The 23266-nt window shown below is 58.8% G+C and carries 19 protein-coding genes and 4 pseudogenes; 13 read left to right on the top strand and 10 right to left on the bottom strand.

The window, feature by feature from the left end; translation table 11 throughout:
- Nucleotides 1-16: 16 nt before the first annotated feature.
- From uxuA to ACMGE0_RS26750, 6 genes are read right to left on the bottom strand one after another with little or no spacing between them, the layout of a single operon-like run.
- Complete coding sequence (gene uxuA / locus ACMGE0_RS26775) at nucleotides 17-1213, bottom strand: mannonate dehydratase (RefSeq protein WP_436818931.1); 1197 nt, start codon at nucleotides 1211-1213, stop codon at nucleotides 17-19.
- Nucleotides 1210-1977 (bottom strand): cyclase family protein, encoded by a 768-nt coding sequence (locus ACMGE0_RS26770; RefSeq protein WP_436818930.1) that lies wholly within the window; start codon nucleotides 1975-1977, stop codon nucleotides 1210-1212. The genes uxuA and ACMGE0_RS26770 overlap by 4 nt, the downstream gene beginning before the upstream one ends.
- Nucleotide 1978: 1 nt before the next feature.
- Nucleotides 1979-2920 (bottom strand): ABC transporter permease, encoded by a 942-nt coding sequence (locus tag ACMGE0_RS26765; RefSeq protein ID WP_436818929.1) that lies wholly within the window; start codon nucleotides 2918-2920, stop codon nucleotides 1979-1981.
- A complete protein-coding gene (locus tag ACMGE0_RS26760; protein WP_436818988.1) occupies nucleotides 2917-3867 on the bottom strand; it encodes an ABC transporter permease in 951 nt (316 codons plus the stop codon). The genes ACMGE0_RS26765 and ACMGE0_RS26760 overlap by 4 nt, the downstream gene beginning before the upstream one ends.
- Nucleotides 3868-3871: 4 nt before the next feature.
- Nucleotides 3872-5326, bottom strand: a complete 1455-nt coding sequence (locus tag ACMGE0_RS26755) for a sugar ABC transporter ATP-binding protein (protein ID WP_436818928.1) — start codon at nucleotides 5324-5326, stop codon at nucleotides 3872-3874.
- A gap of 31 nt (nucleotides 5327-5357) precedes the next feature.
- The gene (locus ACMGE0_RS26750; protein WP_436818927.1) at nucleotides 5358-6443 is read right to left on the bottom strand and encodes an ABC transporter substrate-binding protein; all 1086 of its coding nucleotides are present in this window, start codon (nucleotides 6441-6443) and stop codon (nucleotides 5358-5360) included.
- Between the two features lie 248 nt (nucleotides 6444-6691).
- Here ACMGE0_RS26750 and ACMGE0_RS26745 point away from each other — a divergent pair, with 248 nt between their 5' ends.
- A complete protein-coding gene (locus ACMGE0_RS26745) occupies nucleotides 6692-7435 on the top strand; it encodes a GntR family transcriptional regulator (protein WP_436818926.1) in 744 nt (247 codons plus the stop codon).
- 375 nt (nucleotides 7436-7810) lie between these two features.
- Here ACMGE0_RS26745 and ACMGE0_RS26740 read toward each other — a convergent pair.
- Nucleotides 7811-7946, bottom strand: a pseudogene (locus ACMGE0_RS26740) (transposase); the annotation flags it as partial.
- Nucleotides 7947-8273: 327 nt separating this feature from the next.
- Here ACMGE0_RS26740 and ACMGE0_RS26735 point away from each other — a divergent pair.
- The 9 genes and pseudogenes from ACMGE0_RS26735 (at nucleotide 8274) to ACMGE0_RS26695 (ending at nucleotide 14742) form a co-directional block, all read left to right on the top strand.
- Nucleotides 8274-9044, top strand: coding sequence for an IclR family transcriptional regulator (locus tag ACMGE0_RS26735; RefSeq protein ID WP_436818925.1), 771 nt, complete (start codon nucleotides 8274-8276; stop codon nucleotides 9042-9044).
- A gap of 50 nt (nucleotides 9045-9094) precedes the next feature.
- Nucleotides 9095-9553, top strand: coding sequence for a tripartite tricarboxylate transporter TctB family protein (locus ACMGE0_RS26730; RefSeq protein ID WP_436818924.1), 459 nt, complete (start codon nucleotides 9095-9097; stop codon nucleotides 9551-9553).
- Nucleotides 9553-11055 (top strand): tripartite tricarboxylate transporter permease, encoded by a 1503-nt coding sequence (locus ACMGE0_RS26725; protein ID WP_436818923.1) that lies wholly within the window; start codon nucleotides 9553-9555, stop codon nucleotides 11053-11055. The genes ACMGE0_RS26730 and ACMGE0_RS26725 overlap by 1 nt, the downstream gene beginning before the upstream one ends.
- A 26-nt stretch (nucleotides 11056-11081) precedes the next feature.
- Entirely contained in the window at nucleotides 11082-11894 is an 813-nt protein-coding gene (locus tag ACMGE0_RS26720) for an RraA family protein (RefSeq protein ID WP_436818922.1), read from the top strand.
- A gap of 52 nt (nucleotides 11895-11946) precedes the next feature.
- Nucleotides 11947-12915: a Bug family tripartite tricarboxylate transporter substrate binding protein gene (locus ACMGE0_RS26715; protein WP_436818921.1), complete on the top strand. Its 969-nt coding sequence runs from the start codon at nucleotides 11947-11949 to the stop codon at nucleotides 12913-12915.
- A 137-nt stretch (nucleotides 12916-13052) separates the two neighbouring features.
- Nucleotides 13053-13150: pseudogene (locus ACMGE0_RS26710) on the top strand (SGNH/GDSL hydrolase family protein); the annotation flags it as partial.
- Between the two features lie 101 nt (nucleotides 13151-13251).
- The gene (gene tnpA, locus ACMGE0_RS26705; protein ID WP_436818920.1) at nucleotides 13252-13662 is read left to right on the top strand and encodes an IS66-like element accessory protein TnpA; all 411 of its coding nucleotides are present in this window, start codon (nucleotides 13252-13254) and stop codon (nucleotides 13660-13662) included.
- A pseudogene (tnpB, locus tag ACMGE0_RS26700) lies at nucleotides 13659-13945 on the top strand (IS66 family insertion sequence element accessory protein TnpB). The gene tnpA and the pseudogene tnpB overlap by 4 nt, the downstream one beginning before the upstream one ends.
- A gap of 257 nt (nucleotides 13946-14202) precedes the next feature.
- Nucleotides 14203-14742, top strand: a complete 540-nt coding sequence (locus ACMGE0_RS26695) for a TetR/AcrR family transcriptional regulator (protein WP_436818919.1) — start codon at nucleotides 14203-14205, stop codon at nucleotides 14740-14742.
- On the opposite strand, the gene ACMGE0_RS26690 is transcribed toward ACMGE0_RS26695, so the two are convergent.
- Complete coding sequence (locus ACMGE0_RS26690; protein WP_436818918.1) at nucleotides 14736-16493, bottom strand: peptidoglycan D,D-transpeptidase FtsI family protein; 1758 nt, start codon at nucleotides 16491-16493, stop codon at nucleotides 14736-14738. The two genes, ACMGE0_RS26695 and ACMGE0_RS26690, sit on opposite strands and share 7 nt — an antisense overlap.
- Nucleotides 16494-16698: 205 nt before the next feature.
- Between ACMGE0_RS26690 and ACMGE0_RS26685 the strand changes: the two are divergent.
- The 3 genes and pseudogenes from ACMGE0_RS26685 (at nucleotide 16699) to ACMGE0_RS26675 (ending at nucleotide 21159) form a co-directional block, all read left to right on the top strand.
- A pseudogene (locus tag ACMGE0_RS26685) lies at nucleotides 16699-19077 on the top strand (penicillin-binding protein 1A).
- A 179-nt stretch (nucleotides 19078-19256) separates the two neighbouring features.
- Nucleotides 19257-20282, top strand: coding sequence for an NAD(P)-dependent oxidoreductase (locus ACMGE0_RS26680; protein ID WP_436818917.1), 1026 nt, complete (start codon nucleotides 19257-19259; stop codon nucleotides 20280-20282).
- A 322-nt stretch (nucleotides 20283-20604) separates the two neighbouring features.
- Nucleotides 20605-21159, top strand: coding sequence for a hypothetical protein (locus ACMGE0_RS26675; RefSeq protein ID WP_436818916.1), 555 nt, complete (start codon nucleotides 20605-20607; stop codon nucleotides 21157-21159).
- Between the two features lie 11 nt (nucleotides 21160-21170).
- On the opposite strand, the gene ACMGE0_RS26670 is transcribed toward ACMGE0_RS26675, so the two are convergent.
- A complete protein-coding gene (locus tag ACMGE0_RS26670) occupies nucleotides 21171-21359 on the bottom strand; it encodes a hypothetical protein (RefSeq protein WP_436818915.1) in 189 nt (62 codons plus the stop codon).
- 54 nt (nucleotides 21360-21413) lie between these two features.
- Nucleotides 21414-23135, bottom strand: a complete 1722-nt coding sequence (locus tag ACMGE0_RS26665) for a thiamine pyrophosphate-requiring protein (protein WP_436818914.1) — start codon at nucleotides 23133-23135, stop codon at nucleotides 21414-21416.
- Nucleotides 23136-23266: the final 131 nt, after the last annotated feature.

Raw genomic sequence — 23266 nt, 5'->3', positions numbered from 1 at the left:
ATCAATCGCTGCATGATCAGGTCAGCCCGTAAGTCATGTGCGACAGGGTTCTCTCGATCCCACGAAGTTCCGCCAGACCCTTGAGCCGACCGATGGCCGGATAACCAGGCTGCGCGCCACGCGTCAGATCGTCAAGGATTTCCTGGCCGTGATCTGGGCGCATGAAGATCTGGTGATCCGTGCGACCCTCTGCTTTCCGGCGGTTCTCCTCCGCCACGATGGCGGCAATGACGGCCACCATATCGGTATTGCCCTCCAGATGCTCGTCTTCGAAGAAGGAGCAAGGCGTCGTCTCATCTTCCCGTCGAACGTTGCGCAGATGCACGAAGTGGATGCGCGATGCGAGACGCCTGACCATTGCTGGTAGATCATTGTCGGTGCGTACGCCGAGCGATCCCGTGCAGAATGTCACGCCGTTAGCGGGGCTGTCGACGGCCTCGAGCACCTCGACATAGTCCGCTTCGGTCGACAGGATCCGCGGCAGGCCAAGCAGTGGCCACGGGGGGTCATCTCCATGGGCGCACAGGCGCATCCCGAGTTCTTCGGCCACCGGCACCACTTCCGACAGGAACGCAATCAAGTTGGCGCGCAAAGTCCTGGCATCGATCAAGGCATAGCGCGAAAGTGCTTCGCGCAGCTCGTCGATGCTGTACCCATCGGAAGAACCTGGAAGGCCAGCGCCAATATTACGTGAGAGCGCGCCCTTTTTCTTATCGGACATGGACCGGTATCGCTCGTCGGCTTGGGCGATCACATTTGGCGTATAGTCCGACGTCGCGGCAGGCCGCCGAAGAACATGGATGTCAAACGCCACGAAATCGATCAGGTCAAAGCGCATAGTACGTGCGCCGTTCGGCGTTTCCCAGCGCAGATCGGTCCGCGTCCAGTCGAGAACCGGCATGAAGTTGTAGCAGACGGTGAAAATACCAGCGCCTGCCAATACGCGAAGGCTTTCCTTCCAGGCTTCGATATGGGCTTTCCAATCACCCGACATCGTCTTGATGCTCTCGGATATCGGAATGCTTTCCACGATCTCCCAATCCAGACCGCCGGCTCGGATCTCGCATTGTCTTTTGGCGACCTCGGCCGCCGTCCATGCCGTTCCGGTCGGCACGTGGTGAAGTGCGCTGACGATACCCTGAGCCCCTGCCTGGGTCGCATCGCGAACACTGACCTTGTCGATGGGCCCGAACCAGCGCCATGTATGTCTCATTCCTTCCCCCTTATGCTCATTTCGGCTTGCGGAACGGCCGAAGGACTTTCACCGGTTGTCGTTATGGATTCGACGATTGCTATGGCTCTCGCTGGAGATCCCGACCCGCCAGCGATTGCCAAAGGTAGTGCCGTCAGAAAACAGTAGGGCGGCAGCTGCCCGAGATTGGCAAAGTTTTCGCCAATCAGGATGTTTCCGCCGAGAAGGATATTGTGGGCGGGGAATGTCGAACTGCCGTAGCAGTCGATCGAAAGGCAGTCCGAGCCGACGATACGAACTCCCCTCTGCCGCAGGAACTCGCTTGCTTCTTGCGATAGGCCCGGCCAATCCCTGAGAAAGCGATCCTCTTGCGCGGCATCCTTCCAATAGCGGTCCCAGCCGAAATGGAAGAACACCGCGTCTCCCGGCTCGATCGGTCCGTGGCGATCCTCGAATTTCAGAATTCGATCCACCCCCACGGCTTCGCAAGGGGCACAATCTTGTGCGTCGATGACGGCCATGCGGCCGAAGAATTGTTCAACGGAGATCTCGGCGATCGAGCTGGCACCCTTTATAAAGTGCAAGGGCGCATCGAAATGCGTGCCGGAATGCTCGCTGAGGCAAAGCGAATGGTTGCAGGCGACATCACCGCGGTCGTAGCTTTCAATCACTTCACGACAGAATGCCGGGTGGGTCGGCCAGACCGGCATCCCTTCCTTCATGGGATGGGTCAGGTCGATGAAATTGAAGCGGTCTTGCCTAAAGAGAACGGTTAGTTTGTCCATGTCAGGCAACGCGCGGCCGTGGCGCGATCGCCACGATGAGAATGATTAACGCACCGGTCAGCACGAAACGAACGCCCGCCTGCATCTGAAAGGTGTTCAGCGTTGTCGCCATCAGGTTGAAGAAGAGCGCGGCGCCCCAGATGCCGACGGCATTCGCCTGACCGCCCGCGACGCTGGTTCCGCCGAGCACCACGACAGCAATTGATTCCAGAAGGTAGACGTCGCCCATGTTCAGCGCTGCGCCACCCGAGAAGCCGGACAACAGGAAGCCCGCGAGGCCTCCGGTAACGCCACAGAGGCTATACGCGATAAGCCGGACGCGTCCCGCCGAAATGCCAGCCAGCCGCGCAGCAGGCTCGCTCTGACCGACGGCCAGAAGGCGGCGACCCCAGCTGCCTCGCGTAAGGACAAGCATGGTGACGGCGGTCAGGAGCATGACGGCCAATGGCATGAAAGGGATGCCCTCGACGCGCCACTGCGTGAACGCGGACAACATAGCCGGCGGCTTCAGCGTGGCCTCCCCGCCGAGATTGAATGCTAAGGACTGGAATACGAAACTCCACGCCAGTGTCGCGATAATCGGTGGCAGCCGCAGCAGCGTAATGGCAAGGAAGTTGAGCACACCAGCAATGGCACCCACGGCGACTGCCGCGATCAACCCCGCAATGATCATGCCGTCCTGGGCCTTCATCACCGTCATCGACACATAGGCTGCAAGCGTCAGTACCGATGGTACCGACAGATCGATGTTGCCGGGACCTGATGCGATGACCAGCATCTGACCGGTGCCCACCAACACGCTGAAGGCGCCGAAGGTCAGGGCAGCGGTCAAGGTTGCCTCGGCGCTGCCGAGGCCTGCGTAGGCGGTGGTGGCAACCCACATGGCGAGCGCGACAATGAAGCCGTAGGTCCAGGGCGCAAGCGTTAGACGGGACGTCATCATTTTTTCTCCGACAAGAGTACGCGCCCGGCCAGCACCAGGAAAAGGATCCCGCCCTGCGCGCCGATCTGCCAGGTCGGCGGCACCTGCAGGAAGCTCAGCAGGGACCCGGCAAGGGAGAGCGTCAGTGCGCCGATGACGGTGCCGACCGGCGAGACGATGCCGCCGTTGAACGAACCGCCTCCAAGAATGACCGCACCGACCCCAAGAAGGGTATAGGCCGGCGCCACGTTGGGATCACCCGATGTCGTAAGGCCAGTCAATGTCACGCCGGCGAGGCAAGCGAGCACGCCGGCTGCGCCATAAACCAGCACACGGATGCGAGTGGTCGACCAGCCGGCCCTCTCGATGGAACGCGGATTGGCACCGGCGCCGCGAAGTACGGCCCCGTAGGATGACCGCGTGATGACCAGGTGGCCCACCGCCGCGGCGACAACGGCAAGCAGGATCGGTAAAGGGATGAATGGGGGACGCCAGTTCATGAATCCCGCCAGCCATGCCGGCGCCGAGCCGCCGGGCGATGGGAGGATGATGATGGCAGTGCCGAGCCAGATAAACGACATGCCGAGCGTCACGATGATCGAGGGCAGCTGCCGTAGATGGATGAGCAGGCCGATTCCTGCATAGAGGGCGATGGTGACAAGGAAGAGAATGATCGCAAACAGCGGAGCGGCATCGAGATACAGTGCAGTAATGCATGTGGTGAGACCGACAAAGGCGCCATTCGAGAGATCGATGTCACCAAGCATGATGATCAGCATCTGGGCGAGCGCTGCAAACACCAGCGGTGTCGCAAGCTTGAAGAGCAATGTGAAGCCAAAATAGCTCATTGCCGAGGGCCTTATCCAGAAGATGACTGCCAGCATGAGAACAAGCGTGACGGCGGGCAGACCAACCTGCAACGCCGCCGTCAGCCATGCGGGACGGCCGACCGGATTGGGTGAAATCATCACATCAGCCATTTGCACCTCCAAACGAAGCTTCGAGGATGCGACCATGATCAATGTCTGCGCCGTCGATCTCCTCCACGGCCCTGCCCTCGCGGAACACATAGAGCCGGTCGCAATTGATGAGTTCTTCCATCTCCGTCGTGTACCAGACGAAGGTTCGGCCTCGCTCGGCTTCGCTGCGGATCAACCGATAGACCTCCTGCTTGGTACCGACATCGACGCCGCGCATCGGGTCATCCAGGAAGATGACCCCGGCATCGGAGGCGAGCGCCCGGGCGAAAAGTACCTTCTGTTGATTGCCGCCGCTCAAAGCGAGGATCGGCGTATCGATTGACGGCGCCTTCACCTTGAGCATCGCTGACCATTTTTCGGCCAGATCTTTTGCTCCGGTACTGGATACGAACCCATATTTCTGCAAGGCATCGAGACTGCGTATCGTCAGATTATCCGCGACCGACCACAATCCGAAAACGCCTTCCAGCCCGCGATCGCCTGCGACATAAGCCGCGCGGATCTTGCCGCTCTTCTCAATGGCCGTGAAGATGGCCCGCAATCTCTCCCGCTGACCATGACCGTCAAGACCGGCAAATCCGATGATCTCGCCGGCGGCCGCCTGGATCGGCCGGTCGGCGGGATCAACACCCGCATGATCGATCTGCCGCTCGCCGAAGACACGCGAATTCTGACCTTGACTATGGTCACGTGTCGCCTCGATGCTACCCATCATTTCGACCAGGTTAGAGCGCGACAGGCCCTTGGTGGGGCGCTCGGCGACGATCTTGCCGTCGACCATGACAACGGCGCGGTCGCAGACCGCCATGATCTCGTTCAATCGATGCGTGATGAGGATACAGGCGACACCCGTTGAGGCTGCCTTGCGAATATAGGCCAAAAGCTGTTCGGTTGCCTGGTGTCCGAGCGACGATGTCGGCTCGTCAAGGATCACACAGCGCACGGCGATGTCGGTCTCGGTGAAGGCACGGGCAATTTCCACCATCTGCCGCGAGCCGATCGAAAGCTCCGAGATCTTTACGTCTGGATCAATCCCGTGGCCGGGAAAGATCTCATCAAGCGACTTAACGATCAGACCTCGGGCGCGGCTACGCCAGCCGAATCCTCGGACCTGACGGTGGATGATGCGCGTGTTTTCCGCAGCGGAGAGGTTCGCGCATAGGGACAACTCCTGGAAGATGCAGCGCAGGCCGCCCGACTGGGCTCGACCTGCGCTCCATATTTCGATGTCGTCTCCACCATAGCGGAAACTGCCCGCCGTGCGCTGGACGGCGCCCGACAGGACATTCATCAGTGTCGATTTTCCGGCACCGTTGTGACCGACCAAGCCAACCACCTCGCCGGAGCGAAGCTGAAAATCGACACCGCCGAGCGCATGCACGGCGCCGTAGCTTTTACGGACGTCACGAACATCGATCAGTGTTTCCGCGGCCGCCAGCGCCGACAAGGGGGTTGCAAGGTCATTCATCTGTCAACTCTCACTTCGGCGCTGGAACGGCCGGAAGAGCAGTTTTGTTGATGTTGGAATCGATGATCTTTGCAACGAGATCCTGCGGGTACTGCGCGTTGACCACTCCACCTTCCGGCACCGTCTTCAGCCAGGCGTCGAGATCGGGCTGATTGATCTGTAGCAAAGGCACCTCGACGAATTTCGGCACTTTCTTGCCAGCCAGGATCTGCTGGGCGACCCAGAACGCCACCTGCGAAACCGAGGGTGTTGCACCAAGCGAGAACGTCTCGTAACCAGACGCGTCATGCTCCTGCTTCCACAGCGCCAGTTCATCCTGGCGATTGCCCATTATGATGATTGGAAGCTCCCGCTTTGCCGCCTTGAAAGCTTGCGCCGCGCCGTAGCCGTCGCCGCCCTGGGTCAGGACCGCATCGACCTTCGGCAGGGAGGGCAGGATTCCGGATACTTCCTTCTGAGCGACCGTGGCTGTCCACTGGCCATAGACTTCCCCGACGCTCTTGTAGGTGGGATGCTCGGCCATCGCCTTGACGACGCCGTCATGCAGGCGCTTGTCGAAGCCGTCGCCGGCCATGCCGCGGATTTCGAGAATATTCGCCGGCTTGGCGCCCAGCTTTCCCTTGATGAAATCAAGCTCAGCCTTGGCGTAGGAATCGAGATTATAGTCAACAACGTAAGCGCAGGGCTCGGTCACGCCACTGGCGAAAGCAACGACAACGATACCTGCGTCACAGGCATCCTTGATAGCGCCGTTGAGTGCCGTGTCCGAGCCTGCCAGAACGATGATCGCATCGTAGCCTTGCAGGATAAAATTCTGGATCTGCGAAGCCTGCTCGGTGACGGAATTATTGGCGCTGACGACGGTCGTATCGCCGATCTTGCCATCGGCCTTAGCCTTTGCGCCCATATCCTGAAAGCTCTTGATCATCACCTGACGAAATGAGTTTCCGGCATAGGAGTTGCTGAATGCGATCTTCTTGCCGCTGGTATCGCCGGCGGCAATTCCATCCTCAGCGCGGACGCTCGCGGCAGCAGCTGTACTCGCAAGCAGCGCCAACCCGAGGGCGGCCGCAGTTCTGTTATAGGTAGTTTTCATGGATGCTCTCTCCTCCAGCTTCCTGTTCAAGGCCACGCTCTTGACCTCGGGATCGGCGGCACATTCGACCGCAGCCACCTTTGGCTGACATTCCGCTCAGTGACCGTCTCCAAACGCCGCATAGCGAAGTCATCCTGCTTCTCCCGAGAGCTCACGTATATGCTACCATGGTAGCATGTCAACAACTGTGATAGACTGCTTCGGAAAGATGTGCGATTTGCGAAGATGGTCGCGCAAAAGGGGGAATGATGGCAGCCAAACGCGGGGTAGACGAAACTTCTGGCGCGAAGGGTGTAGTCTCACCCGGAAACGAGGTGCTCGAAGCAATTAACATCCGCCAGCCCATCGCCCCCCAGGTTTATGAGCGGCTTCGCCGAGCCATAACGACGCTTGCGATGCTACCATCCGAGGCGCTGAGTGAAAAGGATCTGTCACTGCAGCTAGGCGTCAGCCGGACGCCCGTGCGCGAAGCATTAATCCGCCTTGCCGATGAGGGACTGATCGACATCTTGCCGCAGCGCGGGAGTTTTGTGGCGCCAATCCGAATCCACGACGTCGAGGAAGCCCAGTTCATTCGGGAGTCACTTGAGGTTGCGGTTGTCAAACGATTGGCACACCAATGTTCCGCACAGTTCGTGGTTGACATCAAGGCTAATCTTGCCCGGCAAGAATTGGCCGTGGCGGACGGGGAGGGCGACCTGTTCCTCGAGCTGGACGAAGCTTTTCACAGGGGCTTCTGCGAGGAAGCACGCCTCTCCAGGAGCTGGCGTGTGATCCAGACAGTGAAACTGCAAATGGATCGGGTCCGTTACCTCAGCCTTCCCGATCCCGCCCATTTGAGGACACTACTGGCACAACACTGGGAAATCGTCCGGGCTATCGAACACCGGGAACCGGAACTGGCGAGTAGCGCCATGGCGGCGCATCTGCAGGAGGTGCTCCGTACGGCACAGCGGTTGAGCATTCAGCGGGCCGAGCTCATAGAGCGCTGACAAGGATAGGGGTGAGTTTTGGGATGAAAAGTCGGCCTCCCTGATGGTCTGAACCGGATCAACCGTCGACCCAGAGCCTGCCGATCGAAACCGCGACATTGAGCCGTTCAGTTGGCGCTAGAGCTATTTAGAATACCAGCAATAAACGCGGCCGGAGTGCCTGCAAAGAACGGCGAAATATAGCCCCCTTCCCTGAATGACAACAGCCCGAATCCTGCTATCCGGATACCACGCTTGGGGCGCAAGCTGACTGAAGCAGCGCGGATTGTCAGGTGTTCTGTGCGTGAGGCCGCCCTCGTCGTTGACCGACGAATCTCTCGCTGAGGCAGTTGCCGGCCTCGAAGCCCTCAAGGCCCTTCCTGTCGTCGAGATCCGGAAGCGGCGCTGATATTCGGCGAGCAGCTTCGGGTCGAAGGTGCCGGCGCGGTTGCATGGCATGGAAATGCGCAATTTTCGACGCGCCGGTTAACACCCTCTACCTTGATGACCCATTGCGACGATTGTTCCTTCCGCGAGAAGCCGCCGATAATGAGCGCATTCCGCTTTGTGACCGATCTTTCAGCGGTTGAACCTCGGCGGCCATCGCGCCGGAGACGTTACCGGTGGCGACGACTATCAGGCGCTTCGGTCGCTTGGTTGCCGCAACCTTGTCGTCAACCTCGGCGGGCATCGCTCCGGCGACGATCTGATCCAGCGCACCGCTCCCGGTCGAAGCCCGGCCGAGCAGGAAGTCCGTCGCCGAGGTCCACCTGAGTCTTCTCTTAAGGATTTTCGGCTCAGGGATTGACGACCTTCAACGAAGTGGAAATAATAGACACAACATCTACAGAGTAGACACATGAAAGAAAGCGAACGTTACGTTGCAGCCGTTCTCGCGGCGCTGAAGATCCTGGATGCCTTCGATGGAACGCAGCCCTTGCGTTTTTCCGACCTTATGAAACGGACTCGGCTGACCCGCAGCCGCATTCTGCGCTACGTCGGGACTCTCGAAGCAGCGGGCTATCTTGTGATCAACGAGCAGGCCGGGACATTCGAAGTGGGCGCCAAGGCCTATCGCTTAGGTTGGACGATCAAGCAGCAATACGAGGCAATGATCTCGCTACTTCGGCCCCGGCTCGAGGACTTGTCCCTCAGGGCCGACGCGACAGTGTTCTTTTCGGTGGTGCGCGGCAATCAACGCTTGGTGATTGCCAAGAGCGAGCCGAAGTTCGGCGTCCGCTACGCAGTCGAGGAAGGTCAGATCCGTCCGCTCCATGTCGGTGCTACCGGCCGCGTGCTCCTCGCCTTCAGTCCGCCACACGTTGCCGATTCCGTCCTTGCTCAGGACCGTCTTGAAGCTTTGACCGACAAGACGATGATATCTGTCGACGAGATCCGCAACGCCATCGACGAGATTCGCGCGTCCGGAGTCGCGAGCAGTGTCGGTGAGGCCACCGGCGAGGCGCTAGCGATCGCGGTTCCAGTGTTGGACGACCGCAACCGGCTGGCTGGGGCTCTGACCATTGCCGGCCCCGTAGGTTACCTGCAACCCAGAACGGCCGAATATGAAACCTTGTTGAAGAGGGAGGCTGAGTACCTCTCTCCCCGCATTTCTTCCCACGGCGATTGAGCGCGGAAGAAGAATCGATGACCCCGGCTTACGGGGCTATGGAGGAGACTATGCAGATTCTTTTACGCAACAAAGACGTACAGTCAGGATTGTTGCTGTTGCTCGTGTCCGTGTTCTTCCTGATTGGAGGCAGAAACTACGAGTTTGGTACCTTTGACATGATGGGGCCGGGCTTTGTGCCGTTTTCCCTCGCGGCTTTGCTGGCTTTGCTGGGATTGACGCTGACAATTAGCGGCCTGCGCTCCGAAAGCGAAGCGAACCCGTTCGCGACCTTCGCGCTGCTGCCGACAATCATGGTGCTAGGGGGAATTGCGCTCTTTGCGCTGACCCTGTCGAGCTTTGGTTATCTCGTCGCCTGCGCCTTGCTGGTAGTTGTCGGTGGCACGGCGGCAAGCGATCGCCGCCCCGTCGAGGTCGTCATCTCCGCCCTTGTGATCTCGGTCGTGACCGGGATCATCTTCATCGAAGTCCTAGGGCTGCCCATGCCGCTGCTTCCGGAATGGCTGTGATGGATCTGTTCAACAATCTTGCTTTGGGCTTCGGGGTCGCCTTCACCTTCGACAACATCATCTACTGCCTGGTCGGTGCGATCGTCGGCACGTTGATCGGCATTTTGCCCGGGCTTGGTCCAGTGGCGACAGTCGCCATGCTGCTGCCCATCACCTACGCGCTGGAGCCAACGTCGGCGCTTATCATGCTGGCCGGCATCTATTACGGCGCCCAATACGGCGGCTCCACTACCGCCATCCTCGTCAACCTGCCTGGTGAGGCTTCCTCGGTTGTCACTTGCCTCGACGGATACCAGATGGCCCGCAACGGGCGGGCGGGTCAGGCGCTTACCGTTGCGGCGCTTGGATCACTGTTTGCCGGATGCGTCGGCACGCTGCTACTCGCCGCCGTTGCGCCGTCGCTCGCTTCTGTGGCCGTCGGCTTCGGCGCCGCCGAATACTTTTCGCTGATGGTTCTAGGCCTGATCGCCGCCGTGGTGCTTGCATCGGGATCGGCAGTCAAGGCCATCGCCATGGTCGTTTTCGGCTTGCTGCTCGGAACGATCGGAACCGACATCAATTCCGGCGCGGAGCGCTACACATTTGGCATTTTTGAACTGTCCGAAGGCATTGACTTCGTCGTGGTCGCAATGGGCGTCTTCGGCATTACGGAGATCCTGAGGAACCTTGAGAAGGCGGCCAATCGCGAGCTGGTGACGAGCCGGATCGATAGTCTGATGCTGACGAGGGACGATGTGCGCCGTTCCGCGCCAGCCGTGCTGCGCGGAACGGCGCTCGGCTCCATCCTGGGCATTCTGCCCGGCGGTGGCGCGCTGCTGTCCTCGTTCGCTGCCTACACGATCGAGAAACGCCTATCCAAGCATCCGCAAGAATTCGGCAAGGGGGCGATCGAGGGCGTTGCCGCGCCGGAAAGCGCCAACAACGCGGCCGCGCAAAGCTCCTTCGTGCCAATGCTGACGCTCGGCATACCGGCGAATGCTACGACCGCCCTCCTGATGGGCGCGATGATGATCCATAACATCCAGCCCGGCCCGCAGGTCATGAGCAGCAATCCTGAGCTCTTCTGGGGCCTTATCGCCTCAATGTGGGTCGGAAACGTGATGCTCGTCATCCTGAACCTGCCGATGATCGGCATTTGGGTGAAGATGCTGAAGATCCCATACCGGCTGCTCTATCCAGCAATCCTCGTTTTCGTGACAGTCGGCGTGTTCAGCATCCAGAATTCCACATTCGCGATCTATATGATGATCGGTTTCGGGTTGCTCGGTTACATCCTGAGCAAGCTGGAGTTCGAGGCGGCGCCCCTGCTGCTTGGGTTCATCCTCGGGCCGATACTGGAAGACAATTTCCGCCGGGCATTGCTGATCTCGGCGGGTGACTTTGCTGCCTTCCTCACAAGGCCCGTCAGCGGAGGACTGCTCGCTCTCGCCGCGATTCTATTGATCCTGCTCCTCTCCCCTCGGTTCCGCCAGAAACGCGAAGCGGCGTTTCAAGAAGACTGAGCTTACCAAAGAAAGGAAATATGCTGATGACTCTCGCAGAAAAAGCTATGGCTTCGTCCCAGTCCGTCGCGGAAGAATACGAAGAATACAAGGCGGCCGGTCGCATCTGGGGCCAGGTCCCTCCAGAGCGGATCAAGAAGATCAAGTTCCCGCGGGTGCCCAAAGAAACGACGGACAAGTATCTCGCGCTCGCGGACCTTACCACGACGGTTTCTGACATCCTCGACAGCTTCGGCATCCGCGGCACCGTTGCCGCCAGCCATATAAAACCCTTGCTGACTGGTCGCAAGATCGCCGGAACGGCCGTCACATTGCGCAGCATCCCCGAGCGGAAAACCCCGACCCAAGGCGCGCATGACAAGGACCCTATCAAGATGTCGACCCGCGAAGTCTATTACATGGGCGAGCCGGGAGATGTCCTCGTTTCTGATTTCGGCGGCAATCTCGAAGTCTCGAACATGGGTGGCCAATCCTGCCTCGTCGCCAAAACCACCGGCTTCGTCGGCGCAATCGTCAATGGCGCAATCCGCGACCTGAACGCGGTTCACGAGCTTGACTACCCGGTCTGGTGCAAGGGGCTGACACCGATCACCGGCAAATTCCGCATGGAAGCGATCGAGATCAACGGCCCAGTCACCGTGCACGACATCGTCGTCTACCCGGGCGACCTGATCGTCGCCGACGACAGCGGTTTCTGCGCTGTCCCCTACGAACTGGTCGACACCGTGCTGGAGCAGGCCATCGCCATCGAAAAGGCCGAAGACGTGATGCGGGACCTCATCCGCGCCAAGCGGCCGATCTCCGAACTGCGCCCCCTGTTCCGCAAGCGTTACGATTGATCAATCCGGCCGGCGGCAAATGCCGGCCATCCACTTCACCCGGGAGGTTAATATGAAGATTTCCAAACTCACGACGGCCACCGTGCTCTCCGTTCTGGCGCTTGCCATCCCCTCGATGGCGGCAGACTGGAAGCCCAACGGGCCGGTCACCCTCATCGTGCCTTCGACACCAGGAGGCGGCCACGACACCAATGCCCGCGCGCTGGCCAAGGTGATGGAAAAATACGCCGGTCAATCCATCGTCGTCGTCAACCAGCCTGCCGGCGGTGGCGTAGTCGCCTATAACGAGATGATGAAGGCCAAGACGGATGGCCAGACGCTTGGCCAGGTCTCCACCTCGCTCGTCACCGATAAGTACCGTTTGGAAAATGTCCAGTATGACGGAACGTCGTTCAAATACGTCGGCGAGATTTCCGAGGATCCCAATCTTCTCGTCGTCTCCGCCAAAGGCCCACTTGCCAATCTTGATTTGAAAGGTTTACTCGCAAAGGCGAAGGCTGAGCCGGAAACCATCAATCTCGGAGTTTCCGGCAATTGGGGCAATCAGGATTATGTCCGCTTCGCACTTGAGGAAGCCTCTGGTGCGAAATTCCGCCGCATCCCGATCAAGGGTGGCCGTCAGATTCTTCTCGGGATCCTTTCGGGCGACATCGGTGTCGGCCTTCTCTACCCATCAGAGATAAAAGCCCAGGTCGATAGCGGTGAATTGAAGGTCATCGCTCACAATGGAGAGGCCGCACCTGAAGGGTTCGGTAATGTCCCAAGCTTCAGGCAAAGCGGTGTGGATGTCGGACTGTCGGTTTGGCGCGCTTTGGTCCTTCCAAAGGATACCCCGGCAGAAATCGCAGCCGGCTGGGAGAAAATCCTTGCCGACACCATGAAGGACCCTGCCCTCAAAGAGGGATATAACGCTGTTGCGGTGGGATATGCCTATAAGGACAGTGCTGCGACAGAAGCACTGGTGAAAGACTCGGCTGGAATTCTGGCGGAGCTCAGCAAGAAGGCTGGCCTGGTTAAGTGACCTGTATCAGGGACCAGGGTTTCCCTTGGTCCCCACCGTTGTATCGTTTGTCGCGCCTTGTGGCCATGGGCGTTCTGGCGCGTTGGGATAGAAGCACCGGCGTGCCCTTTGGGACGACCATACCGTAGCAGATCTCGATCAGCGGTCGAACCACAGCGCATGACAATCCGATTAAGGGGCGCTCATGAACGGCAGAACTTACCTGAGGCCCTGCCTTCAGAGCCACGCCCCTCTCGGGAACACAATGTCCTGATCAGGGAAAATGATATCGGACCAGAGTACGCATCCGGCGTGGGCCGCCTTGTCGGTTTGATTTGAATGTGGCCGATTGTCCTTATGGACGTATATAAGGACAATTGCCGGCCAGATGTGAGCCGGCTAGACATCATCGAACTTGGTCGGCGGCGCGAATTTACGGATGCGGCGCGGCTGCGGATTGTCGAGGAAAGCTACTCAGCTCCGCGACTTGGGTCGGCGACGGCGCGCAAATACGGGCTTTCGCGCTCGCTGTTGAATACGTGGCGGCGCGCATATCGGGAAGGTCGGCTTGCCGGCAGTGATTTTGATGGCTGTGTGCCTGCGCTTGTCGTGCCGGAGTCGCCCGTGCCGACGCCTGTCTCGCCAAGTTTGTCGGCGGACGGGCGCATGGAGGTACTTAGCGCAAATGGGCGTCGCGTCATTGTCGACCGCAATGTCGACGTCGATGCCTTGCTGCGCATCATCCAGGGTCTTGAGGCTCTGCGATGATCCCGATTCCGGCAGGCGTTCGGGTTTGGCTGGCGACGGGCTACACGGACATGCGGTGCGGATTCCCGTCGCTGGCACTGCGTGTGCGGGAGGTGCTGAAGCATGATCCTGTGGCGGTCATCTGTTCTGCTTCCGAGGCCGCCGCGGCGATCTGATAAAATTGATCTGGCATGATGGTCAGGGGGCCTGCCTGTTCACGAAAAAATTGGAACGAGGAAAGTATCGCTGGCGTGCGGCACGCGTACCTATTCGGGTTTTGGTCAGCTTCTGCCGCTCTGCCTAATCAATCCGACTTTCACGGCCTTCCAAGAGGCAGGAACGTTCCGCTGACGGCAAATCCCTCGCGCATGATCATGGACGGCGGTGATTGTAGATCGTTCACGGCGGCAATAAATTTCCTCGATTGCGCGCGCGACTGCAGCGTGCTGTGCTAAAGCATCTGTCTTAAAAACGGAGGCATAGTTGGCGCGGACACTTATAAGGCCAGGTGGGCGAAGCGAACGTATTCAGATCACGGTCCACAAGGCCGTTCGAGAGCTGATGGACGAACAGCATGGTGAGGAACTCACAGTCGCGCTCATTGCAGCGCGTGCCGACGTCCCACCCTCCACCATTTACCGGCGTTGGGGGTCGCTTCAGCAGCTCCTGGAAGACGTGGCGAGGGAGCGATTTTTGCCTGACAGTATCCCCACTGACACGGGAAGCTTGCGAGGTGATCTCGAAGTTTGGTTGGAACAGCTGGTTGACGATATCTCTTCTGGTCCGGGACACGCACTTTTCCGCGAACGCATCAACAACGTGGGCTTAGCGCAAACGGCCGCGGGATATGTGTATCAGAACCTAGCCTGCTTTGCGGCCCGATGCGCCAGGAGAGACGAGCCCGTTCCGGTACCCGACCGACTGATGGACTTGATCTTCGCGCCAATCGTATACCGTATCTTTTTCACCGGCCAGTCTATTACCAAGGACTATCAGTTAGAGCTGATCGGCAATGGGCTCAATTCGCCGGGCGTTATGCTCCCTTTCAACAGCCAGCCTTCAATTAGGGATTATGTCCTCTACGAGAACGATGCTCAGTAGTTAACAAGCAATTGGCCCTCGCCTTCTCCGAACCGCGGCTGGACTCCGAGCAGTGCGGCAGTCCTGCTAATGATCTCCTTCGCCATGGGGGCGGCGGTATAGGCAGCAAGCCGGCCGCCTTTTTCACCGGTGAGGGGAGCGTCGATGACCGTGAGAACGACATAGCGAGGCCTGTCGATTGGGAAGCCCGCCAGGAATGCATTGAAGTTCAGATGAGCGGCATACCGGCCGTTGATAACCTTGTCGGCTGTACCTGTCTTTCCCCCGACGTTGAAGCCAGGGACTTGAGCGCTGCGACCCGACCCCTTTACGCCGTTCCAGTGAAAAAGAAACCGCATATTCGCACTGGTGGAAGGCTTGATAACCTGAACCGCTGTGGCATCGGCTTCGGCCGCCGTTCTGGGGAGGAAGGTGGGCTCAATGAGTTTTCCACCATTGATCAGAGCAGCTCCGGCGACCGCGGTTTGAAGAGGCGTCGTCGCCACGCCATGTCCGAACGAGATCGTCGCCTGATTGATCTTCCTCCATGGACGCGGTTGCGTCGGTGTCGCTACCTCAGGCAGCTCGGTGGTCATTTTCGACAAGAGACCGAGCTTCGTCAGAAAAGCCTGATGGTCCGGGAGTTCCACTTTGGCGGCGATCGTCGCGGTCCCGATATTGGAGGAATACTGGAACACCTCAGGCACAGTAAGAGCACGTCCTTGGCCATGGTCGTCGTGGATCGTGAATCCTGCAAGCCGATATGGTTTGCTGGCATCCACTACGCTGTTCAGCGTGATCTTATCCAGATCCAGACCCATGGCGAGGGTGAAGCTCTTGAACGTCGAACCCATCTCAAAGGTGGCGTTGCTCATTCGATTGAACCAACCCTTTTCGTATTCTTTGTCAACGCTTCCGTCCGGCAAGGTGCGGGAGGGTTCGTTAGGATTGAAGTCGGGGACGGACACCATTGCAAGAACTTCACCCGTCGCAACATCCAGGATCACCGCGCCGGCTGCCTCGGCCTGATAAGCCACTTTGGAATCAGCCACGATTTCGTGAACGATGTTCTGGACGCGTAGGTCGATCGACAGACGTATGGGCGAGAGCGGCACGTCGGTTGTCAACCCTGCTGCTCGCAAGGCAGAGAGACCCTGCTGGTCAATATAACGCTCCATCCCCGCCAACCCCTGGTTATCGATGTTGACATAGCCCAGGATATGAGCCGCGGTCGGACCGCCGGGATAGAACCGTCGCTTTTCGGGACGAAAGCCAATCCCTGGAACTCCTAACTTCATAATGCCGGCTTGCTGCCTTGGTGTAAGTTGGCGCCTAAGCCACTGAAAGCCGCTTTTCGACATGAGCTTCCTATGGGTTTCCGCCCAGTCCAACTCAGGAATGACACTAGCAAGCTTCTCAACGGCTTCATCCACATCGACGATGCGGCGCGGTTCAGCGTAAAGCGAGACCATGTTGAGATCGGTCGCAAGCAGCTCACCATTGCGATCAAAAATATCGGGACGGGAAGCAGCGTGGCTGCCATTGTTGCCGATGCTTGCCGTCATAAGGTCCTCCTTGGCCATCCCATACTGAACAAGCCGAGCGCCAATAACTGCGTATGTGCAGAGGAAGAAGCCGATCAGCACGACCAGGCGTTGACGAGCCTGCGAGGTGCGGCGCTTTCGTGCGCCAACTAAACTTTTGCTGCCAGACTTTACCAGCGCAAAATGCGCCTTGCTCCGTAGAGCATGGAGTCGAGGAAGCGTGACCATCCAGTTGTCCCTACTAAAAACGCGAAGTCTAAGCCACCGCTCGTCGCCGTACGGAGGTCAAAAAACCGCAACCATTGTTAATGCGATGTGTGTAGCGTTAGATGCTTTCTAAGCTCTTAATGCACTTTGTGTTGCATTAGCAAGCTCGCGGTTCTATGGCCATGTCTGGCGGCCGACAGAGGCCACTTCATGAATGAGGCACTCCCTGTTGAGACTGATCGGCTATTTGTTTTCCACACTGTGTATTGTCATGCTGATTGCCGGCGCTGTGATGGCTATCGCGGTATCGCCCATCAGCGACAGTCTCCCCGATTACCACGCCCTGGAGAACTACGCGCCGCCGCTCAAGTCTCGGATGTATGCCGCCAATGGAGAGGTCATAGGCGAATTCGCTACGGAGCCTCGCCTCTTCATTCCGATTCAGGCTGTCCCCAAGCAGGTAGTCGCTGCCTTCGTTTCCGCCGAGGATAAAGGCTTCTTCGAACACTCCGGTCTGGATTTCAGGGGGCTTGCGAGGGCAATCCTCGTAAACCTAATGAACCTGGGAAGTGAGCGCCGCATGGTAGGAGCATCTACCATCACGCAGCAGGTAGCGAAGAACCTGCTGCTGACTTCTGACCAGACGTTTGCTCGTAAGGCGAAAGAGGCGCTTCTCTCTCTGCGCATCGAGAGCACCTTCACGAAGGATCAGATCCTTGAACTCTATCTGAACCAGATTTTCTTCGGGCAGCGCTCCTATGGGATCGCACAGGCGGCATTGACCTACTTCGGGAAAGCCGTCAGCGATCTCTCAATCCCAGACGCCGCGTACTTGGCCGCGCTCCCGAAGGGACCAGCCAACTATAACCCCTTTGTCTACCCCGATGCAGCTATTGAACGGAGAAACTGGGTCATCGACCGCATGGTCGAGAATGGCTATGTCGATGCGGAGCTTGGGAAGTCGAGAAGAGCAAATCCCTTGGCGTAGCCCAGCCACAAGCGGCAACGCGCTTTGCTGAGGCCGGTTACTTCATTGATGAAGCCCGCAGGACGATACTCAAGCAATTCGGCGAAAAAGTCCTCTATGAGGGTGGGCTCGCGATAAGGACCACCCTCGATCCTGCCCTCCAGAGGGAGGGGCGACGCGCTCTCCAAGACGCCCTCGTAGCATATGATGAACGGCGCGGCTATCGTGGGCCTCTCCGCCACATCGGTCAAAATTCGTCCGGGTCGGCCGATCCGGCGAAGCTTGACCTCGATCTGGGAGTGCCAGGCTGGAGGACCGCTGAGGTCACCGCAGTAGACAACTATGGTGTCGAGATCGAGCTACTAAACCCGGATGAACAGCATGCGCGCCTGGCACTAGATGGCATGCGGTGGGCATCGGGTAAGAAGAAACCAGCCGACTTTCTTCGAACCGGAGACATCATTATAGTCGAAAAGCAGAGTTCGGGGGACTATCGGTTGCGACAGCTTCCGGAAGTCCAAGGTGCGCTTGTGGCGATGCAGCCGCAGACCGGACGTGTAGTGGCTATGATCGGTGGGTTCTCCTACGGCCAATCACAATTCAATCGAGCAACGCAGGCATTCCGCCAGCCAGGCTCAACCTTCAAGCCTGTCGTCTATGCGGCCGCGCTCGACAACGGCTTCTCGCCTGCCACCGTCATCCGCGATGAACCTGTGGAGTTCCACTTAGGCAATCAAACTTGGTCGCCGAAAAACGATGCGGACGAGTACGCTGGCCCAGTTATCCTCCGGTACGGGATCGAGCGCTCCCGAAACGTGATGGCGGCGAAGCTGGCATCCGCTGTGGGAATGGACACGGTCATGGAATATGCCGAACGCTTGGGGGTCTACGACCATCGGAGTCCTGTTCTTTCAATGTCTCTCGGCTCTGCGGAAACCACGCTGATGAGGATGGTGACGGCGTACTCGGTATTTGCCAATGGCGGGATGCAGATCACTCCAAGCCTCATCGACCGCACACAAGATCGCGCGGGCAAGACGATCTTCCGGCAAGACCAGCGGCAATGCATCAACTGCAATGGCGATGCCTCGATTGCAGAGGAAGAGCCCCAGCTTAACGATACTCGCACACGGGTGTTGGACCCGATGACGACATATCAGATCACGGCAATGATGGAGAGCGTCGCGAAGACGGTACGGCCTCGAGAAGAGTGAAACTTGGCCGACCTGTCGCAGGAAAGACCGGAACGACGAACGAAAACAATGATGCTTGGTTCGTTGGCTTTACCCCTGACCTCGTGACCGGCGTCTACATCGGCTTCGACACTCCGAAGAGCTTGGGCAGAGCAGGAAGCGGGAGCGGATTGGCTGCCCCGGTTTTCAATGAGTTCATGAATGCGGCCTTGGCCAATGTACCAGTCTCCCAATTTCACATGCCGGAAGGAATGACTGAATATCGCATCAGCCTCCATACCGGGAGCTGGCGTCGGCTGATGACCGTAACGCAATAACGGAAGCTTTCAAGCCCGGTACAGGACCATCTGCGGCATTCGCGACCATACAAGACGAAGGCACCCCAAGCGAAGTCAGTCCTATGGCGAGAAGGGCCATCGAGAATGGAGCGGCGGGACTTTATTGAATACTGAAGAAGCTGGGAAATGACCGCAGCTGTTGCTCGTACAGATGACGCTTCTGGCGCAAAGCAAACGACGCCTGTCGGCTCCTCAGCTGCCGCGTCAGATCGTGTCAACAGTGTGTCACCGTGATGAAAACCTGTAGCGAACAAATTCTTCTTGAACACCTGCGGCTCCGGACGCGATGATGGCAGCGCCAAGAAAGATCCTGCTGCGGCCACGAGCGCTGCCGCGTTGCCGAAAGCTATGTGGCAATCAATCGCCTGAATGCGCTGGTGCGTATTGGCGCTATGTCTTTCAAAAAAATAGGCGGAGAGAGTGCATGCAAAAGGAATCGATCGGCATCATCGGGCTGGGCCGCATGGGAAAAGCCATGGCTGAACGCCTTTCGTCTGAAGGCTTCATCGTTACTGGATGGACCAGACGTGGCATCGGCGCCGATGAGGCTTCAAGCCTCAACATCCGCGCAGCTGCCACAATCACAGAACTTGCCGCCGCCTCGGACATTATCATCACGTCGCTCATGGATGACGCGTCGGTCTCGCAGATGCTGACTGCGCTGTGCAACGAGCCCCTTGAAAAGCGCTTGATCGTGGAAACCAGCACGGTCAGCCCGGAAACCCTGCGGGGGCATATGGCAGCAATTGCGGCGTCAGGCGCCTCGGCGCTCGATGCACCGATTTCCGGGGGGCCGTCGCAGGTCCGGGCCGGCGCAATCGGCATGTATATCGGGGGAACGGATGCCGATTATCAGCGCTTCAGGCCGGTGGCGGAGGTTCTTTCTAATCGGATCGTTCATGTTGGACCCCTAGGCCATGGCGTTGCCGCCAAGCTCGTCAACAACATGATGCTGATGGGTTTCTGGCAAACGTTGAAGGAAGCGCTGACGTTGGGAAGAACCGTAGGCTTGAGCGGCGAAACAATACTTTCGATTTTGGAGGGAAGCCCGGCAGCCACGCCTTCGTTCAAGGCCCGTCTGCCGGTGATCCGCGGTGAAAACAAGGCCGTTGGCTTTGCCATGTCGGGTGTCGTCAAAGATGCGCGCGTGATTGTAACCCTCGCAGAGCAAGTCGGTGTGCCGATTCCCGCCATCACGGCAAGCTTGGCGAGTTTCGCCGAAGCAGAGGGATGGGGCTATGGCGATGCCGATCTTGCCACCATGGTTCGTCTTGTTGCAGAGGACATAACGCCACCGGGTCGATTGACCTAGCGACCGGTCCCGTCCGGAATGTCACGGAAATAACCTTAGAGGGTGGATCATGCGGCTGGAGTGACAAACCACTCCCAGCAGCCGCGCCGCGACCTTTTTCGAGGATGCAGCGCTTGATCTGCATGACGCATAAGCACCTGCAAGTCTCGACCGCCCCAGGGATAGAGGCTGATCCCCACATTTGCGCCGCTCCTGGCGATTGCCCGCCTGAAAGTCAAAAGGGACCGGGAGAGCTTCATTGATACGTCTGCAGTTGGCTTTGACTTCTGTCGCACCAGCATCCAAACGTGACAGGAGCACCGCGAACTCAAGGCAAAGACGCGTGGCTGCTCTTTCCGCCGCCCTTTTCGCCAAACCTGAACCCGATCGGAGGATCTTCGCAAAACTCAAGGCACTCTTGAGAAAGCGCGCGGCGCGCAACTTCGATTCCATCACCAGCGCGCTCGGCGACATCGTCAGCCGTTTCTCCGTGTCAATGCCAAAACTTCTTCAAAGCTGCCGGCTAGGCAAATCCGATCCGGCGGCACTCACGAAGCTTCTCGATTTCACGCGGCCGCCCTGGATCTTGGTTCAGGCCGCAAGCGTCATCAGGAAGGCGCGTCTCCCCTGCATCGTCGAGGGGGTCTCCAGAGTCCACAATGCCAACGCCGTCCTAGATGCCGGCTCAATCGGCTTCCAGGGCTCCAAATACAGCGGCCGCACCATCGACCGCGCTCGCCTGCTCTGGAAACCCTGGAGCCCATCCGTGAAGCTGTCGGCAACACATCACCATCATCTTCGATTTCGGCATCCGCCGCGGCAGCGACATCGCCGTTGCATTGGGAGCGGATGCCGTGGCGCTCGGCCGGATCGTTGCCTAGGGGCTTGCGGCCAATGACGTATAGGACGTCAAGCGGGAATTCTTGGCGAGAGTTGGACATCGCGGTCGTTCATCTGTAACAGAACTTGCCTTGCATGTGCTGGCACCGAGGGCACCCGCCCTGTAGCATTGATCTGAATAAATGGCGCCCATTTCTTCAGTTTCGTGCGATAAATACCCGACAAAATTATCTGGATCGCGGGCAGAAGCCCTTCCATGACTTACCTTCTGTCAAACTGGCATGAGATAGTTCAATAAGCAGTACGAGGCGCTCAGCCGTCGTTCGAGACCGCGATATTCAGGTCCAGAAGTGCCTGTCGCTTTTCATGGCGGATGACGTCGATCGCGCGCTCGAGTGCCGCGGGTAGGTCTCGACCGTGCTCGACCCGTTCGGTGTAGGCGCGACTTGCGGCTGCGATCTGAAGGTAGTTCGGCGAGGGTTCCAGCGAAACAAGCGGCATCCTGTTCGCTTTGACTGCAGCGCCCTCCGGATAACTATTGACGACGGAACGGCGCACCGCGTTCCATATGCCGTTGTTTTTCACGATCGTCAGAACCGGGAGCTCCAGCGCCTCGGCGATCTGATGGCATGCGACCGGATTGGCAAACATGTAGGAACCGTCGCCGATGCAGGCGATGCAGAGCCGGTTGCGGTCGGCGAGTTGGGCTCCAAGCGCGGCAGGCAGCGCCCATCCGAGCCCACCGGAATGCGGGTTGTTGAAGATGCGGTTGGGTCCGTTCACCTTCATCGCCTCCGCTACGACGCCGAGCTCCGAAAAGATCACCGCCCGATCGTCGATTGCTTCTGAAATGCAGCGGCTCATCCAATTGGCGGTCATCGGGTTGTCGCAGCCCACCGCCGCCAGCGCAGCAGCTCGTTCTACGCGCTGCTGCGCCTGCGCGGCAATCTCCCTCCGCCGCTCCTCGGTATTGTCCGCCAACGGCCGGACCGCCTCGCGAAGCGCGACCATGCCCGCAGCCGGATCGCTTACGATCGCGAGATCGCTGCGATGACCACGGATTGGCATGCGCTGGAAATGCGGATCAGGGCCTATCTGAATCATACGCGTATTGCCGTCCGGGCGGTGGAGCGACTCCATCCACGGGATGGCGCTGTCGACTACCAGCACGACGTCCGCCTCTTCGAGTGGCGCCTTAACGTCATAACCGAGAAACATCGGGTGCTCCGACGGCATCACGTTTCGGACCATGTAGGGCTCGGCGACAGGGATGGCGAACTCCTCTGCAAATCGAAGGATTTCCGCAGCCGCCCTTCCGTCGGGACCACTGCGCTGGCAGATGACGAGCGGCGCGCGAGCCGCGGCAAGCCAGGCAGCAGCCGTTCGGATCGCCTCCGGGTCGGGATAGGCGATCGACGATACCGCTTGCGGAGAGACCGGTTGCCCGGCAGTAGGTGGAACGGTGTCCATTAAAGGCTCTCGCGGGAGGCTGACGTAGACCGGCCCGCGAGGCTCGCTCAACGCAAGGCGCGTCGCGCGGGTCGCAAGGATCTCACCCTGCTCCGGGTAGCGCATCTCATAGTGAAATTTGGTGACGTCGCTTACCATTGAGGATTGGTCGTACATCTCCTGCCCATACTGAATGGGCGTCACCCGGGCTCCGCGACGGCCGCTTTCGGTGATCGGCGTGCGCCCTGAAAGTACGACAACGGGAACATTATCGCTCGCCGCGTTGATCACGCCCATGACGGCGTTTGCGAGCCCGACATTGACATGCACCATCGTCGCCTGTGGCTTGCCTGTCACGAGATAATAGCCGTGAGCCATGGCAACGCTCGCGGTCTCGTGTGGGACCGTGATCGGCTTGGGAACGGTACCTTCGTCCAGCAATACAAAGGCCTCAATGATGGGTGGGAAATCGGTGCCTGCATTGGCGAAGATGTAATCAATGCCATTGCGCTTCAGTCCCAACAGCAGGGATTCCGCCCCCGTCACCACAGTTTTAGCCTCAGTTCCTTCGGTTTTCACGTTCATGAGGTTCCCCAAGCATTGAAATGGCCTGCGGCGCGACTGGCTGTCTCGACCAAACTCGCGCCCGTCAAAAATGCACTTGTAAAATGTCAAAATGCAAGAGATGATCTAAAAATAATCTCTCTTATTGAGAT

The sequence above is a fragment of the Neorhizobium descurainiae genome, from assembly GCF_051400715.1.
GTDB lineage: Bacteria > Pseudomonadota > Alphaproteobacteria > Rhizobiales > Rhizobiaceae > Neorhizobium.
The sequence above is the reverse complement of the archived record's forward strand: the minus strand, read 5'-3'. Positions and strand labels throughout refer to the sequence as shown.

Bases quoted from the DNA above. Each gene is read 5' to 3' on its own strand.
- uxuA (WP_436818931.1), bottom strand. From the start codon at position 1,213: ATGAGACATACATGGCGCTGGTTCGGGCCCATCGACAAGGTCAGTGTT.
- ACMGE0_RS26770 (WP_436818930.1), bottom strand. From the start codon at position 1,977: ATGGACAAACTAACCGTTCTCTTTAGGCAAGACCGCTTCAATTTCATC.
- ACMGE0_RS26765 (WP_436818929.1), bottom strand. From the start codon at position 2,920: ATGATGACGTCCCGTCTAACGCTTGCGCCCTGGACCTACGGCTTCATT.
- ACMGE0_RS26760 (WP_436818988.1), bottom strand. From the start codon at position 3,867: ATGATTTCACCCAATCCGGTCGGCCGTCCCGCATGGCTGACGGCGGCG.
- ACMGE0_RS26750 (WP_436818927.1), bottom strand. From the start codon at position 6,443: ATGAAAACTACCTATAACAGAACTGCGGCCGCCCTCGGGTTGGCGCTG.
- ACMGE0_RS26745 (WP_436818926.1), top strand. From the start codon at position 6,692: ATGGCAGCCAAACGCGGGGTAGACGAAACTTCTGGCGCGAAGGGTGTA.
- ACMGE0_RS26735 (WP_436818925.1), top strand. From the start codon at position 8,274: ATGAAAGAAAGCGAACGTTACGTTGCAGCCGTTCTCGCGGCGCTGAAG.
- ACMGE0_RS26730 (WP_436818924.1), top strand. From the start codon at position 9,095: ATGCAGATTCTTTTACGCAACAAAGACGTACAGTCAGGATTGTTGCTG.
- ACMGE0_RS26725 (WP_436818923.1), top strand. From the start codon at position 9,553: ATGGATCTGTTCAACAATCTTGCTTTGGGCTTCGGGGTCGCCTTCACC.
- ACMGE0_RS26720 (WP_436818922.1), top strand. From the start codon at position 11,082: ATGACTCTCGCAGAAAAAGCTATGGCTTCGTCCCAGTCCGTCGCGGAA.
- ACMGE0_RS26715 (WP_436818921.1), top strand. From the start codon at position 11,947: ATGAAGATTTCCAAACTCACGACGGCCACCGTGCTCTCCGTTCTGGCG.
- tnpA (WP_436818920.1), top strand. From the start codon at position 13,252: ATGGACGTATATAAGGACAATTGCCGGCCAGATGTGAGCCGGCTAGAC.
- ACMGE0_RS26695 (WP_436818919.1), top strand. From the start codon at position 14,203: ATGGACGAACAGCATGGTGAGGAACTCACAGTCGCGCTCATTGCAGCG.
- ACMGE0_RS26690 (WP_436818918.1), bottom strand. From the start codon at position 16,493: ATGGTCACGCTTCCTCGACTCCATGCTCTACGGAGCAAGGCGCATTTT.
- ACMGE0_RS26680 (WP_436818917.1), top strand. From the start codon at position 19,257: ATGATGGCAGCGCCAAGAAAGATCCTGCTGCGGCCACGAGCGCTGCCG.
- ACMGE0_RS26670 (WP_436818915.1), bottom strand. From the start codon at position 21,359: ATGGAAGGGCTTCTGCCCGCGATCCAGATAATTTTGTCGGGTATTTAT.
- ACMGE0_RS26665 (WP_436818914.1), bottom strand. From the start codon at position 23,135: ATGAACGTGAAAACCGAAGGAACTGAGGCTAAAACTGTGGTGACGGGG.